Origin of the sequence: Roseobacter fucihabitans, assembly GCF_014337925.2 — a bacterium.
Taxonomy (GTDB): domain Bacteria; phylum Pseudomonadota; class Alphaproteobacteria; order Rhodobacterales; family Rhodobacteraceae; genus Roseobacter; species Roseobacter fucihabitans.
Map to the genome: position 1 here is coordinate 4261226 of NZ_CP143423.1, position 13367 is coordinate 4274592.

Below are 13367 nucleotides of genomic sequence, written 5' to 3' on the forward strand. Positions count from 1 at the left end.
TTTATGGAGGCTGAAGTGTACCGCGTAATTGAATGCCTGACACACGAGCATCACTATGGTTTGCTCGCTGTAGCGACTCTGATCTGTCTTAGTGGTTCATTTCTAACTGCGCTCGTTGCACGTAAGATCACTTTTTCACATGATATGCGGAGGCGGATTCAGACATTTTTGGCCGCACTGATTGGCGGCGCGACCATCTGGTCCACGCATTTCATCTCTATGCTGGCGTATGATCCTGGATACCCTCATGGATTTGATGCCATGTTGACGGCTGTTTCCTTGCTCATAGCCGTGAGCGGCTTATTCGTCGCCAAGACCACGCTTGGATATGCGCCTTCACCTTTAAACTACGCGTTGGGAGGCATTGCTTTCGGGCTTACGGTTGCCGTGATGCACTACATCGGCATGGCAGCTTATAGACTTCCCGGAGATATAGCCTGGAACCCCATCACAGTTTTGGTCTCTGTGGCACTGGGCAGCATTTTTGGTGTGGCCGCATTCCACCGTTTCATCCTCCCCGTCACCAAATACTGCTGGCTGGGAGGCGCTGCGTTCATGGTGTTGTCAATCTGTTCGATGCATTTCACCGGCATGACCGCTTTTACGCTTGAATTTAGCCCGCTTATCGAAATCCCTGATCCGGTGATATCTGATACGGTCTTTGGAATCGTCATATCCAGTGTCACTTCTGCCTTGTTCATCATAGGTTACATCGGCGTCAGGCTTGAGGACGGCGCTGATAGCGATGCGCAGGTCAGGGTTGAGGCAACTGCCACAATTGACGCGTTAACCCAGCTGCCCAATCGTCTTGGACTGACAAGAGAGTTATCGAGCTGCAAGAACCTTCTGCAGTTGGATAAAACGCTAAAGATCGCCATTCTGACAATTGATCTCGACCGGTTCAAAGAAGTGAACGATCTTTACGGTCATGCGGATGGAGAGTAAGCGTGCGGCCACGCTGCTCTGACGCCTCATAGAGTGGGTTGATAGTGTCCACTAACGATAGTGGACATCTTGAGGGCAGATATGGCGGGTAAGAAGGGTCAAAAGAAGCGGTTTTGGTCTGATGAGGAGAAGGTGTCGATCTGTGCGCAAACATGTGCGCCGGGGGTATCGGTAGCGCAGGTCGCGCGGCGGTACGCGATGAACACCAACCTGATCCACAAATGGCTACGTGATCCCAAGTTTGCACCTGATCCGGAGATCATCGAAGACGAGGTTGGTGAAGCGCCATGTTTTCTGCCTGTGGAGATTGTTGACCGGCCAGGTGCTGAAGAACCGGTTCCCGCGCTTGCGGCAAATGCCACATCCGGCCATAGCGCGATTGAGATCGACATCGCGGGCGGTCATCAGCTGAGGATTGTCGGTAGCTACGATCCCGAAGCATTGGCTCGGCTCATCCGAGGTCTTTCTGCATGATCCCTGTCCCGGCGAACACGCGCGTCTGGCTGGCTGCCGGTGTGACCGACATGCGTCGTGGGTTCACGACGTTGGCTGCGCAGGCTGAACAGACATTGAAGCAAGATCCGTTTACCGGGCATCTGTTTGTCTTTCGTGGACGGCGAGGTGATCTGATCAAGATTATCTGGTGGGACGGGCAAGGTGCATGTCTGTTCAGCAAGCGCCTGGAGAAAGGTCGGTTTGTTTGGCCGTCGGCGAAAGAGGGCAAGATCGCTCTGACCGCGGCCCAGTTGGCGATGCTGCTCGAAGGGATCGATTGGCGTTTACCACAACGCAGCTGGACACCGCTCAAGGCAGGATAAATGCGCGTGTGGGATTCCCGCCGGATCGTTGTTTTGCTATAGTCTGGCCATGCTGGACGTCGATAAATCACTGCCGAAAGACCCTGATGAACTCAGGCAGTTCACGGCGATTTTGCTGGCCGAGGTGAGGTCGCAGGCTGTTTTGATCGAGAAGTTGCGGCATCAATTGGCCGGTCAACGCCAATGCCGCTTTGGGTCGTCATCAGAAAGCATTGAACAACTACAACTGGCCTTGGAAACAAGCGAGATCGCGGTTGCCAAGATGACCGTGAAGCTACGCCTTCCCGATGAGGAGCCAAGAGACAAACCAAAACGCCGCCCGATCCCCGATCACATCCCGCGCATGGAAGTTGAGCTGACCACCGGTGATGATGATTGCGCTCAGTGCGGTGGTGGCTTGCGCCGTCTGGGCGAGGATGTGACCGAAGAGCTTGAGTATGTTCCTGGACGCTTCATCGTGAACCGCATTGTGCGTCCACGCTTTGCATGTTCTGGCTGTGAGGCCTTCACACAAGCAGCGTTACCTTCGCGCCCAATCGAACGGGGCCGTCCCGGCCCGGGCCTGCTGGCCCATGTTCTGGTCAACAAATACGCTGACCACCTGCCGCTGTATCGCCAAAGCGGCATCTTCGAGCGCGACGGGATCGACATTGACCGTTCAACGCTGGCCGACTGGGTTGGCAAATCCACAGCTCTGTTGGAACCACTGGCTGATGCCATCGGGCGGCATGTGTTGGCTGGACAGGCTATCTTTGCAGACGACACGCCGGTAAAGATGTTGGCCCCCGGCACTGGCAAAACAGCGACAGCGCGTTTGTGGGCTTACGGTCGAGATGAACGGCCCTGGGGCGGCGATGCCCCTCCCGCCAGTTGGTATCAGTTCTCGCCGGATCGCAAAGGGCAGCACCCCAAGGATCATCTCGCAAAATATCGGGGCTGGATGCACGCGGACGGCTATGCCGGGTTCGAAGATCTCTATCGTTCCGGCGACATCCACGAGGTCGCCTGTATGGCGCATGTCAGACGCAAGTTCGTAGATGTTCATCGCGCCCAAGGCTCTGCCATCGCCAATGAGGCCATCCAGCGCATCGCGCAGCTCTACGCGGTCGAGAAAGAGGCACGCGGGTCACCACCAGATCGACGCGCCGGTCTCCGACAGGCGCATGCAAAACCGATCTTCGATGATCTGGAAGTCTGGCTACACACCCAACTCCCAAGTATCTCTGGCAAATCGCCGCTTGCGGGTGCGATCCGCTACGCTCTGACGCGCATGGCGCGGCTCCGGCCATATCTCGACCACGGCATCCTGGAGTTGGACAACAACACCGCCGAACGGGCCATGCGGTCTGTTGCAATCGGGCGCAAAAACTACCTGTTCGTTGGATCACAAACCGGCGGCCGCGCTGCCGCCATCGCCTACACCTTGATCGAAACGGCCAAACTGAACCGCATCGATCCGCAGGCTTGGCTGGCCGACACCTTGGCACGCATCCCAGACTACAAAATCAACCGCGTCGATGACCTGCTGCCATGGAAAACTGCCTCATAGGGCGGTCAGACCGGACGCTTACGATGGAGATGCCGTCTTATCACAAGTAACACACCGCTTTTCCGAAGCGCTGATGGAGGGAGAATTTGTTGCGCGCTCAGGTGGCGACGAGTTTGTCGCGATCAAAAAAGGCTTTCGCCGGATGGAAGAAGTCAAGGCTTTCGCGGCAAGGTTGAATACTGCGTTCGTTGAACCAATAGACCTGTCCGTTGCGTCGGTCTTCATCGGCGGCTCCATAGGAATAGCAACAACAGTTGAAGACGGTAAGGACATAGATGGCCTTCTGCAAAAATCTGATATGGCCATGTACCGCGCAAAGGCGGACCCGGATAGGAACATAAGTTTTTTTGACGTTGAGATCGGGCAAATCAACCGGGAGCGTCTCTTGCTGTTACAGGATCTGCGCAGAGCAATTGCCAGAGAAGAGTTTGAGCTTGTCTATCAGCTGCAAAATGACGTGACCTCTAGGGCCCCCAGCGGCTTTGAAGCGCTTTTGCGCTGGAACCATCCTAAACGTGGCCGGGTCTCACCGGCGGAGTTCATTCCTTTGGCAGAAGAAACAGGGCTCATTCGAGAAATTGGACTATGGGTATTACGCACAGCTTGTTTGGAAGCTGCCTCTTGGCAGACACCCTACTCAATTGCTGTAAACGTCGCGCCACAGCAGTTGGTTCAACCTTCCTTTCTGGAACATCTTTCCGACGTTCTCATGGAAAGCCGGCTGGATCCTGCCTTGCTAGAACTTGAAGTGACAGAGGCCAGCATTATCGATGATCAAGAGTACACTCTCAAAGTCATGTCCAAGATCAAGGAAATGGGTGTGTGCATTGCGATGGACGATTTTGGCACCGGATACTCTTCGCTCGCTACGTTGCAGGCGTTTCCCTTCGACAAGATCAAGATTGACAAGAGTTTCATACGGGATGTTCATCTGAACAAACAGAGGGCCGCAATTGTGCGCGCAACGCTCTTGCTTGGTGAAGCGCTCGAAATTCCGATCCTCGCTGAAGGTGTTGAAGATGAAGATGAGCTGTCATTCTTGAATGATGAGCAATGCAAATTTGTCCAAGGGTTCCTGTTTGGGCAACCCATGTCCGTCCATCAGGTCCGGGAACTTACAGATAACCTTCCTGCAAGTATATCAATTCGGGCGGGATAAAATGAATGAAACTGAGAACGACGTGCTCCCAAGACATCGCTGGAATCCGCTCTCCACCGTGCGCCGCGTCGGTGACTTCCAGATCGAGGATTTGCAGCGCCTGGCGGAGGTAGTGTCGCAAACTTTTGGAGCCCTGTTGCACTTCTCGGCAGTGACGTTCATCGGGCAGCCTTTCGACATCTCATTCAAGGTTTAAACGATTGATCAGTTTCAAAGGCGCGCATTTTCCGAAATCGGTGATCCTATACGCGGTCTATTTCTACGTTCGGTTTGCGGTATCGTATCGGGATCTCGAAGAAATCATGAACGAGTGCGGCGTCGATGTTGATCATGCAACGCTTAATCGATGGGTCGAGAAATATTCTGTCGCCGTTGCCGGTGAGGCGCGTTGTCAGAAGGCGTCGACCGGTCGATCTTGGCGGATGGACGAAACCTATATCAAGGTCAAAGGCCAGTGGACATATCTCTATCGAGCGATAGACAAATACGGCAATACCCTTGATTTCATGCTGTCCGAGCGACGTGATGAGGCGGCAGCAACCGCATTCTTCGCCAAGGTGATCGCCAGTAACGGCTGGCCGGACAAGGTTTTTATCGACAAGAGCGGATCAAACGCGGTCGGTCTGTTCAACATGAATTGCCTGCTGGTGATGCATAACTGGTGTTGGCTGATCGAGATTCTGCAGGTGAAATATCTCAATAATATTATCGAACAGGACCACCGTTTCATAAAAAAGATCACCCGCCCTATGCAGACCTTCAAATCGTTCAATTCAGCCGCGTCCACTCTGGCGGGCATCGAAGTCGCCCACATGATCCGCAAAGGACAATTCGACCGACCAGGGTTGTCCGGCTTCGAACAGTTTGCCGAGCTCGCTGGATAATTGTATCCTAGCGAGGCCCCATCTCGCCTCACGACAAAGTTTGCGACACAACCTCCTGGGCATGGTTTTCCGGCAGCCGCGGCGCCAGACCCAAGGCATGATGCGTTCGATTGCTAAGCTGCTTGGCGTTGAAATTGCCGCGCCCAGTTTCTCTACTTTGTCGCGCCGGGGTAACGGCCTGACATTGCGCGTTCCGTCGCAGGCCAACAACCAAGCGGGGATCCGGTTGGTTGTAGACAGCACCGGATTGAAGATGTTTGGCGCGGGCGCCCTCTCGGCAGCATGCTATGCATGCGCCTGCCGGGTAAGAAATGGCTTGAAGCAAAGTACAAAACTAAGCGCAAACGGCGCTCCTGGCGCAAGCTGCACCTCGGCCTCGATCTGGCGAGCGGCGAGATCATTTGCGCCGATTTGACCACCGATGGCGTCGGTGATTCCACCGCGCTGCCGGGTCTTTTAGCTCAAATTGATGGCCCGGTCGCCGTATTTCTCGCAGACGGTGCTTACGATGGCGACCTAACCTGCGATCTCCTCGTCGAGCGCTTTGGTGCAGAGATCGACGTCACGATCCCGCCTCCCAAAAACGCGGTCCTCAGCCCGGACAGCGCCCGGAATCCGACGGTCCGCGATCAGCCATATCATCGAGATTGAGGTGCACGGACGCATAGCCTGGCAGACGTCATCGGGCTACAATCAGCTCAGCCGCGGTGAAACTCTTCCTCTCATGCATGCTCCGCATACACTGCCGGGCAATGCATGGGTCGTTGGAAAGCAGTCATCCGGCCGAAGCTAAAGGCGCGCAGCTTCGATAACCAGAAGACCGAAGCCAAGATTGGCGCCCACGTCCTAAATCGCATGACCAAACTTGGTCGCCCGCATCGCTTGAAATCCGCCTCGGGTAGGGCGCGTTCCGAGCCGAAATTGATCCGCGCAACACGGTCGCTTGGAACGAAGAATGGCCTGTTCAATTTGCGACAGTTAAGTTTCCAGTACCCAGCGCAGTGTTGCGGGATGGTGCGCTCGGCACAATTGGGTTGCAATAAGTTGGAAGACGGCTGAAGTTGACAGCTGGACTCTCTGGGAGGCGTTCATTGTCTGTTGAACTGGGGCATCCAATAAGAAATCTGCGCGACGCGATGGAAACAGTTGCCGTCGAACACGCTCTACCAGGGGTCTCGGTCTCAATTCGTCGTAACGGGTGTGAGATTTTCGCCGATAGTTTTGGCGCATGCGACGCCGATGGTTTGCGACCGGTTTCGACAGACACAATGTTTGGTGTCGCCTCAGTGACCAAGTTCCTGACGGCCACATTAATCATGCTGGCGCGACATCACAAACGCGTCAAACTGTCGGACCCGGTATCGCGTTTCTACCCAGATCTGAAGTGTGCCTACGATGGCAAAATCTGTATCCGTCACCTTTTGTCCCATTCCGGTGGTTTTCCGGGCCTGCCCTTTCGCCACAGGACGACACGCGTAGAGCATTCCAATGGCGTCGCCCCGATACTGACGCCAAGCGCATTGGTGCAGGGTATCAACGGTTTGGATTTTGAGATGCTTGGATCGCCCGGCGACCGCCTCAGCTATAGCAATGAGAGCTACTGTCTCTTGGGCGGGATAATCGAGGATCTGTACCACTGCTCATACGCAGACGCTGCAGAGAAACTCGTGTTCCAACCGTTGCAGATGAAGAGCAGCTCAATTGGGGCCAGTATCATGCGTCAGCGCCCCAATGTTGCTCAGCCGTTGATACGCATCGATGCCGCGTTGCAGCCCTGTGGCTTTTGGGATGCGCCCCTCTTGGATCCGGCAGGCGGGCTAAGTGCATCTACCCGCGATATGGCCCGGCTGATTTCCATCCTTGCAGGTGACACTGAGGTGCTTGGCGCAGATGCGATACGGGACATGACGGCACATTGCCTGCCCGTGGCATCGCGGCCGGTGTCTGGCGCAAGGTATGGGCTGGGGCTGGAAGTCACAGATCTGGACGCACATCACACGCTGGCATGGCACACAGGCCAGCGCCCCGGTATTTCCAGCTTTGTCGGTCATGTTATGCAACAGCGACTTTCGGTAGCCTTTGCCACAAATGTCGCAGATGCGCCGGCTTCTACCATCGGTCACCAGATCATCGCTTACATGTTGAAGGAGGACCTAGAGCCCGGATCTTGCGTCTGGCCACCTCAGGCCAAACAAGTCAAGGACAACCAGCTTGAGTGGTTTTGCGGTCGTTTCGGATCACTAGAGATGGGAGAGTTTTCAATCCGGCTCGATCAGGGGCGGTTGCTGCTCGACATGCAAACGGCCCAGCATAAGTTTCGTTTCGATGGGCCATGCAGCGGAACGGTCGGTGGGCAGACCTTTTGCTTTCTTTACGACGATGAAACCGCTGCGGTGCGACAACCAGCTGCGGCACTCGCTTTGGATCTTCGTGTGTTACCACGTCTTGGTGCGGCGCGACGGCAATCTTGATCCGTACTAAGAAACCCCACCCCCGCCGCGCTCAACAAAAATGAAGGATAGAGACATGACAACGCCTAGAAACCCAAGGATAGCAATTCTGGGATTTGTGCTCGAATCCAATAGAAACGCGCCGGTCTCTGATCGGCAATCTTTTTTGGACTCCCTGTATCTGGACGCCGACGCGATAAACCATGAGCTGGCTGGAGATCGTTCGCGCTTGCCGGGTACGGTGCAGGGTTTTTGTACGGAAATGGACAGAACGCAAAGATGGACGCCGGTCCCGATCCTGTTGGCAGAAGCACCCCCCGGCGGCCCGGCGGATCACAGGTTTTTCCTTGAGATACTAGAGGACATGCGCGCTGGACTGATGGCAAGTGGACCGATCGATGGTGTCTATATTTCCGAACATGGCGCGGGGTTAAGCACCCAAGATGACGATCCGGACGGTGCTGTTTTCGCGATGGTCCGGGACGTGGTTGGGGCGGCTGTGCCGATCATAGCGACCCTTGATCTGCATGGGCATGTGACGCCGCGGATGCAGCATTCGGTCGATGTGATCGTGGCATATCTGACAAATCCTCACGTAGATCAACTCGAACGCGGCTGCGAGGCGGCACAGACCATGACCGCGATGCTTTCGGGCCTCAAGACCACCAGCACGCTGATCAAGGTGCCTATGATCAGCCCCGCCGTCAGCCTGTTGACCGCGCAAGGCCCCTATGCTGATTTGATAAATTACGGTCAGACGCTGGTCTCCTCACCGATCCTGAACGTCTCGATCCTTGCGGGCTTTGCACCGGCAAATGCATCAACCAACGGGATGTCGATTGTTGTTACCGCCGACGCAGGTCAGCCAGAGGCGGCTGCGGCCGCAGGGCAAATTGCACAGGAATTAGCCGACCGCGCCTGGGCCGACCGCCACAGGTACAAGGCTCAACTGACCAGTCTGGAGGACGCCGTCGCGCTATCCAGAGAAGTGACCGAGAACCCGACAAAGCCTGCCATAATCCTGGCCGACGTCGCAGACAATCCGGGCGCTGGTGGGCGCGGCAATACCATGTACATCCTGCAAAGGTTGCACGAGGCAGGCATCAAAGACGTGACCGTCGGCATGATTATCGACCCTGAACTGGCAGGTGAGGCACATGAATTGGGCATTGGCGCGCAGTTTCGAGCAAAGTTCAACAGGAGTGAAACAATCCGGTTCTCCGAACGCTTTGAGGCAGATGCGCGCGTTGAGCGGTTGGCAGACGGTGATTGCGTCGGCAGGCATGGATTGTTTGAAGGAAGGCGCATGGATCTGGGGCGCTGCGCGTTGCTATCGCTGGATGGGATTGAGGTTGTCGTGGCCACAGCGCGTCAGCAATTGGCCGAGCCCGCCTTTCTGGAAAGGCTGGGGTTGGACGTTGCCAAATTGAGGGTTCTTGTGGTGAAATCACGGGGACATTTTCGTGCAGGCTTCGATGAGCACCACACGCCGGAACAAATTTTTGAAGTTGGCGTGCCCGGCCTGACAACGCCGATCCTCGGTGACCTGGGTCTGGATCGTGTGCCGCGCCCAATTTTCCCGCTTGATCCTGACATGGAGTGGAAAGCGCCACATTGTAAGTGAGAAGTAGGATCACTTTACGTCCCTTTCTGGCCAAGTCAGCCCTTAGCTGCCACACAAAAACCCTGATGGGTTATCCAGTCTTGGAGCCGCCGCTGATGGCGCCGTTAACAATTTGACAAAGTCGGTTGATCCATGTTCCCATCTTTTAGACAGTTTTTGACGATTCGTAGTTTTGATATTTTTTTAAATAGAATCAGCGGAGTGCGGATGGTCACGCTGTCTGTTCAAGCGAGGTGAAGCCTACGGCTGCGTCCTTAAATACGCGACCCCTGGCCAAAAAAGTTCCTAACAAAAGGTCGGGCATTTTACAGTTCAGGCTTTATCAAAAGACAGGAGATCTGGAATGACGATCAGAACCAAAGCAATTCAATTTGCGTCGACACTGGTGCTGGGGATGGCGACCCTTGTGCCGGCCGTACATGCGGAGGAACCTGTGCAAGGCGGCACGGTCGTTTATCTGTCGTCCAAGATTCCAAGCCTTAACCCACTGCATTCGGCTTACGAAGTCGGGCTTGTGGCATCGCAGATTTTCTCAAGTCTGGTCAGGTTGGACGAGAACAACGAGATTGCCCCCTATCTGGCTGAAAGCTGGGAAATTTCCGACGATGGTAAGACCTACACTTTCAACCTCGCGGCAAACGGTCAGTTTCATGATGGTAGCCCGATCACATCAGAGGATGTGGCATTTTCCTTCGAGACGATGAAAGAATATCACCGCTTTGGCACTCAGATGTTCGGACCCATCGAGCGGTATGAGTTTCCCGATGCAAACACACTTGTCATGCATCTTTCCAAACCTCATGGACCCTTGCTCCTTGCAGCCACGAACCCACGCCAAATGCCTATCCTTTCGAAAGCGGTTTACGGTCAGGCCGAAGACTTCATGAAGCAGGATGCCCATCGGGACCCTGTCGGATCCGGGCCGTTCAGGATCGGCGAGATGAAAGCCGACGAATTTGTAAGGATTGTTCGCAACGAGGATCATTTCGTTGAGGGCCTGCCCTATCTAGATGCGATCATCTACCGGAATGTGCAGGATAAAACCGCAAAACGGATCGGGCTGAGGCAGAACCAGTTTCAGCTTGCGCGCACGGATTCAGTGATGCAGTTCAGCGACATCGCGGAGTTTTCAAAGCTCGATCATCTGTCGCTCGAAGAGTATAAAGGTGTCTCAGGCGGCGCGATTGTTCTTGAATTCAACAACCGCAAAGAACCCCTGAACAACAAGCTGGTGCGTCAGGCAATCGCCTACGCCATCAACCGAACTCAGATTTCGGACGTCTTGCATGGTGGTTTCACCAAACCGTCACGGTCGCCTTTTCCCGCAACGAATGTCTTTTTCAACGATCAACTCAAAGGCTACCCGTTTGACGTTGAAAAAGCTAACGCCTTGCTGGATGAAGCTGGTTTTCCGATGGGAGACGATGACACAAGGTTTGAGTTAAACCTCATCTACATCGCCCCACCATTCATGCCTGATTTCAACACATTGCCATCAGAGTTCATCGCAGCATCCCTCAAAAAGGTCGGTATCAAAGTCAACCTTGAACCACAGCAGGGTTTTGCCGGCTGGGCAGAGCGCAGCGCGGCCTGGGATTTTGACATGTCGATCAACTGGCCCGGTGACAAGACTGACCCAGCCATCGGCATAAGCAGGCTTTATGTCTGCGAAAACATCAAAAACCAAGCGTACACAAACACTTCGGGCTACTGTAACGAAAAGGTCGATGAAATTTTTGAGCAAGCGGCTGTCGAAGCCGACTTCGAAAAGCGCAGTGCACTTTATGTCGAGGTGCAGGATATTCTGCTTGAGGACATGCCGATGTTGTGGCTCTTTGACACTCCCACGCTGTTCTTTGCCCACACTGACCTGTTTTTCCCGTCCTACGGCACGGCGGAAAACTGGGATGTGATGTACTGGAAAGAAGCTCAGGAATAGTTTCAGGTGATGACCTGAGATCATAAATGAGGTGTGAGCACCCCCGAGACGTGCTCACACCTTCTTCTGCGGTCGCGACATGTGGCGACCGTAATTTTCCCAGTGCAAACAGTGGTCTCGATCAATGAAATTTGCGATCCTTCAAAGAGTTCTATTCGGATTTGTTCTGATCATCGCGGTCATTGTTTTGAACTTCTTCCTGCTGCATGCGGCACCCGGCGATGTGGTCGATGCAATGCTCGCCGAAGCGGGGGGCGGTGATCCCGAAATGGCCGCCAGATTGCGCGCGCTCTACGGTCTTGACGAACCCACCTACATCCAACTTATCAAATACTTGGGGCGGGTTTTGACGGGCGACCTCGGGTATTCGTTCTACTACGACCAGCCCGTCTCGACGCTGCTGCTTCAGCGCTTGCCCACAACGTTGATGCTGACCTTGTCCGCCTTGGTCATTGCCGTCGTTTTTGGCACCCTCTTTGGCGTCTATGCCGCCATCAAGCCAAATGGTCTGTTCAGCAATTTCGTGACGATTTTTTCGCTGTTTGGCTATGCGACCCCCGTGTTCTGGCTGGGGATGATAATCCTGCTGGCATTCGCGCTGCACATACCCTTGTTCCCCGCGTTTGGCATTCGCTCTTTTCCGGAACCCGACACCGCGATTGCACGGTTCTTTGACGTGCTCAATCACCTTGTACTCCCCACGTTCACGCTCGCTATTCTCTATTTGGCGAACTACAGCCGGATCTCGCGCGCCGCGATGATGGACGTTTTGGGGGCTGACTATATTCGGACTGCAAGAACCAAGGGTCTGCCCGAGACCAAGGTGATCTTTAAGCATGCGCTTAAAAACGCGTCCTTGCCGGTGGTCACTTTGGCCGGTTTGCAGCTTGCGCAGGTGTTCTCCGGTGCCGTGCTTGTTGAGACAGTTTTTAGCCTGCCGGGGGTTGGCCCACTTTTGTACGAGTCGATTGTACGGCGCGATTTCCCTGTGATCCTGGGTGTTCTGTTTGGCGCTGCGGCCACAACCATCGTTGCCAACATCATCACTGATCTTATCTATAAAAAGATGGACCCAAGGATCCAGTCCATCACATGACCCAGCCCCTCCCGCCTGTCGACGAGCCCGTTTTCAAGTTCGAAGAAGAAGCCGCCGAACCCGAACGCAAATGGCGCGAGACGTTCCGCCTGTTCTGCGCAAACCGGGCAGCTTTGGTCGGGCTGATATTCGTCACTATTTTTGTTCTGGTCGGAATATTCGGCCCGATTTTCCTGACAGCTGATCCTTTCGAAATGGTCGCGGCGCCATTGACCGGACCGGGGGTGCAAACAATCCTTGGCTCGGACTATCTGGGCCGTGACGTTTTTGTCGGCATCATCCACGGCACCCGACCAACCTTGATCATCGCTGTCACAGCCACGCTGGTTACGGTTTTGATCGGTGTCACGGTTGGTGCAATTGCGGGTTATTACGGTGGAATGGTAGATAATGCACTGATGCGCATTACTGAATTTTTTCAGGTGCTTCCGCCGCTTGTCTTTGCCATGGTCATTGTGGCGGTTTATTCGTCTGATATCGTCGTCGTCATCCTTGCGATTGCGGTCACCACCTGGACGACCGAAGCCAGATTAACGCGAGCGGAATTTCTCAAGATCCGCGAGCAGGAATATGTGACAGCATCACGCGCCATTGGTGACAGGAATTGGCGCATCATCACCAAAACCATCCTGCCCAATGCGATGCCGCCGATCATTATTGCGATCACGCTGAGGATCGGCATTACGATCATCTACGAAGCGGCGCTCAGCTTTCTTGGACTGACGGATCCCGATGTGATCACCTGGGGAAAAATGATCGGATTGTCGCGTGACTACTTTTTTAATGCATGGTGGACCGTCACTTTTCCGGGTCTGGCAATCCTGTTGGTTGTATTGTGCATTGCCTTGATCGGCGATGGCCTGAATGACGCCTTCAATCCCAAACTGCGGGGCAGGTAGAGAG

General features: G+C 54.6%; 14 protein-coding genes. All 14 read left to right on the plus strand.

Annotated elements, in window-relative coordinates:
* Positions 1-3 precede the first annotated feature (3 nt).
* Positions 4-945 (plus strand): MHYT domain-containing protein, encoded by a 942-nt coding sequence (locus tag ROLI_RS20840; RefSeq protein ID WP_338469210.1) that lies wholly within the window; start codon positions 4-6, stop codon positions 943-945.
* A gap of 81 nt (positions 946-1026) precedes the next feature.
* Complete coding sequence (gene tnpA, locus ROLI_RS20845) at positions 1027-1419, plus strand: IS66-like element accessory protein TnpA (RefSeq protein ID WP_187431418.1); 393 nt, start codon at positions 1027-1029, stop codon at positions 1417-1419.
* A complete protein-coding gene (gene tnpB / locus ROLI_RS20850; protein ID WP_085828814.1) occupies positions 1416-1763 on the plus strand; it encodes an IS66 family insertion sequence element accessory protein TnpB in 348 nt (115 codons plus the stop codon). Before tnpA ends, tnpB begins: the two co-directional genes overlap by 4 nt.
* Before the next feature lie 49 nt (positions 1764-1812).
* Positions 1813-3312 (plus strand): IS66 family transposase, encoded by a 1500-nt coding sequence (gene tnpC / locus ROLI_RS20855; RefSeq protein WP_187431419.1) that lies wholly within the window; start codon positions 1813-1815, stop codon positions 3310-3312.
* A complete protein-coding gene (locus tag ROLI_RS20860) occupies positions 3281-4471 on the plus strand; it encodes a bifunctional diguanylate cyclase/phosphodiesterase (RefSeq protein WP_338469211.1) in 1191 nt (396 codons plus the stop codon). The genes tnpC and ROLI_RS20860 overlap by 32 nt, the downstream gene beginning before the upstream one ends.
* A 1-nt stretch (position 4472) precedes the next feature.
* The gene (locus tag ROLI_RS20865; protein WP_338469212.1) at positions 4473-4667 is read left to right on the plus strand and encodes a hypothetical protein; all 195 of its coding nucleotides are present in this window, start codon (positions 4473-4475) and stop codon (positions 4665-4667) included.
* A gap of 4 nt (positions 4668-4671) precedes the next feature.
* Positions 4672-5355, plus strand: a complete 684-nt coding sequence (locus ROLI_RS20870; protein WP_338469208.1) for an IS6 family transposase — start codon at positions 4672-4674, stop codon at positions 5353-5355.
* Between the two features lie 100 nt (positions 5356-5455).
* On the plus strand, positions 5456-5770 hold the full coding sequence (locus ROLI_RS20875; protein WP_338469272.1) for a transposase: 315 nt from the start codon (positions 5456-5458) through the stop codon (positions 5768-5770).
* Positions 5653-6006: a transposase gene (locus ROLI_RS20880; RefSeq protein WP_338469273.1), complete on the plus strand. Its 354-nt coding sequence runs from the start codon at positions 5653-5655 to the stop codon at positions 6004-6006. Before ROLI_RS20875 ends, ROLI_RS20880 begins: the two co-directional genes overlap by 118 nt.
* Positions 6007-6446: 440 nt before the next feature.
* Positions 6447-7826: a serine hydrolase gene (locus ROLI_RS20885; RefSeq protein WP_187432255.1), complete on the plus strand. Its 1380-nt coding sequence runs from the start codon at positions 6447-6449 to the stop codon at positions 7824-7826.
* A gap of 55 nt (positions 7827-7881) precedes the next feature.
* Positions 7882-9429 carry a M81 family metallopeptidase gene (locus tag ROLI_RS20890; RefSeq protein WP_187432256.1) on the plus strand — a complete coding sequence of 516 codons (1548 nt, stop codon included), beginning with the start codon at positions 7882-7884 and terminating at the stop codon, positions 9427-9429.
* Positions 9430-9772: 343 nt separating this feature from the next.
* Complete coding sequence (locus tag ROLI_RS20895) at positions 9773-11368, plus strand: ABC transporter substrate-binding protein (RefSeq protein ID WP_187432257.1); 1596 nt, start codon at positions 9773-9775, stop codon at positions 11366-11368.
* Positions 11369-11492: 124 nt separating this feature from the next.
* Complete coding sequence (locus ROLI_RS20900; protein ID WP_187432258.1) at positions 11493-12464, plus strand: ABC transporter permease; 972 nt, start codon at positions 11493-11495, stop codon at positions 12462-12464.
* Positions 12461-13363, plus strand: a complete 903-nt coding sequence (locus ROLI_RS20905) for an ABC transporter permease (protein WP_187432259.1) — start codon at positions 12461-12463, stop codon at positions 13361-13363. The genes ROLI_RS20900 and ROLI_RS20905 overlap by 4 nt, the downstream gene beginning before the upstream one ends.
* Positions 13364-13367: the final 4 nt, after the last annotated feature.

Coding starts and splice junctions, on each gene's coding strand:
- ROLI_RS20865 (WP_338469212.1), top strand. CDS start 4,473: ATGAATGAAACTGAGAACGACGTGCTCCCAAGACATCGCTGGAATCCG.
- ROLI_RS20875 (WP_338469272.1), top strand. CDS start 5,456: ATGCGTTCGATTGCTAAGCTGCTTGGCGTTGAAATTGCCGCGCCCAGT.
- tnpA (WP_187431418.1), top strand. CDS start 1,027: ATGGCGGGTAAGAAGGGTCAAAAGAAGCGGTTTTGGTCTGATGAGGAG.
- ROLI_RS20900 (WP_187432258.1), top strand. CDS start 11,493: ATGAAATTTGCGATCCTTCAAAGAGTTCTATTCGGATTTGTTCTGATC.
- ROLI_RS20905 (WP_187432259.1), top strand. CDS start 12,461: ATGACCCAGCCCCTCCCGCCTGTCGACGAGCCCGTTTTCAAGTTCGAA.
- ROLI_RS20840 (WP_338469210.1), top strand. CDS start 4: ATGGAGGCTGAAGTGTACCGCGTAATTGAATGCCTGACACACGAGCAT.
- ROLI_RS20890 (WP_187432256.1), top strand. CDS start 7,882: ATGACAACGCCTAGAAACCCAAGGATAGCAATTCTGGGATTTGTGCTC.
- ROLI_RS20895 (WP_187432257.1), top strand. CDS start 9,773: ATGACGATCAGAACCAAAGCAATTCAATTTGCGTCGACACTGGTGCTG.
- ROLI_RS20860 (WP_338469211.1), top strand. CDS start 3,281: ATGACCTGCTGCCATGGAAAACTGCCTCATAGGGCGGTCAGACCGGAC.
- tnpB (WP_085828814.1), top strand. CDS start 1,416: ATGATCCCTGTCCCGGCGAACACGCGCGTCTGGCTGGCTGCCGGTGTG.
- tnpC (WP_187431419.1), top strand. CDS start 1,813: ATGCTGGACGTCGATAAATCACTGCCGAAAGACCCTGATGAACTCAGG.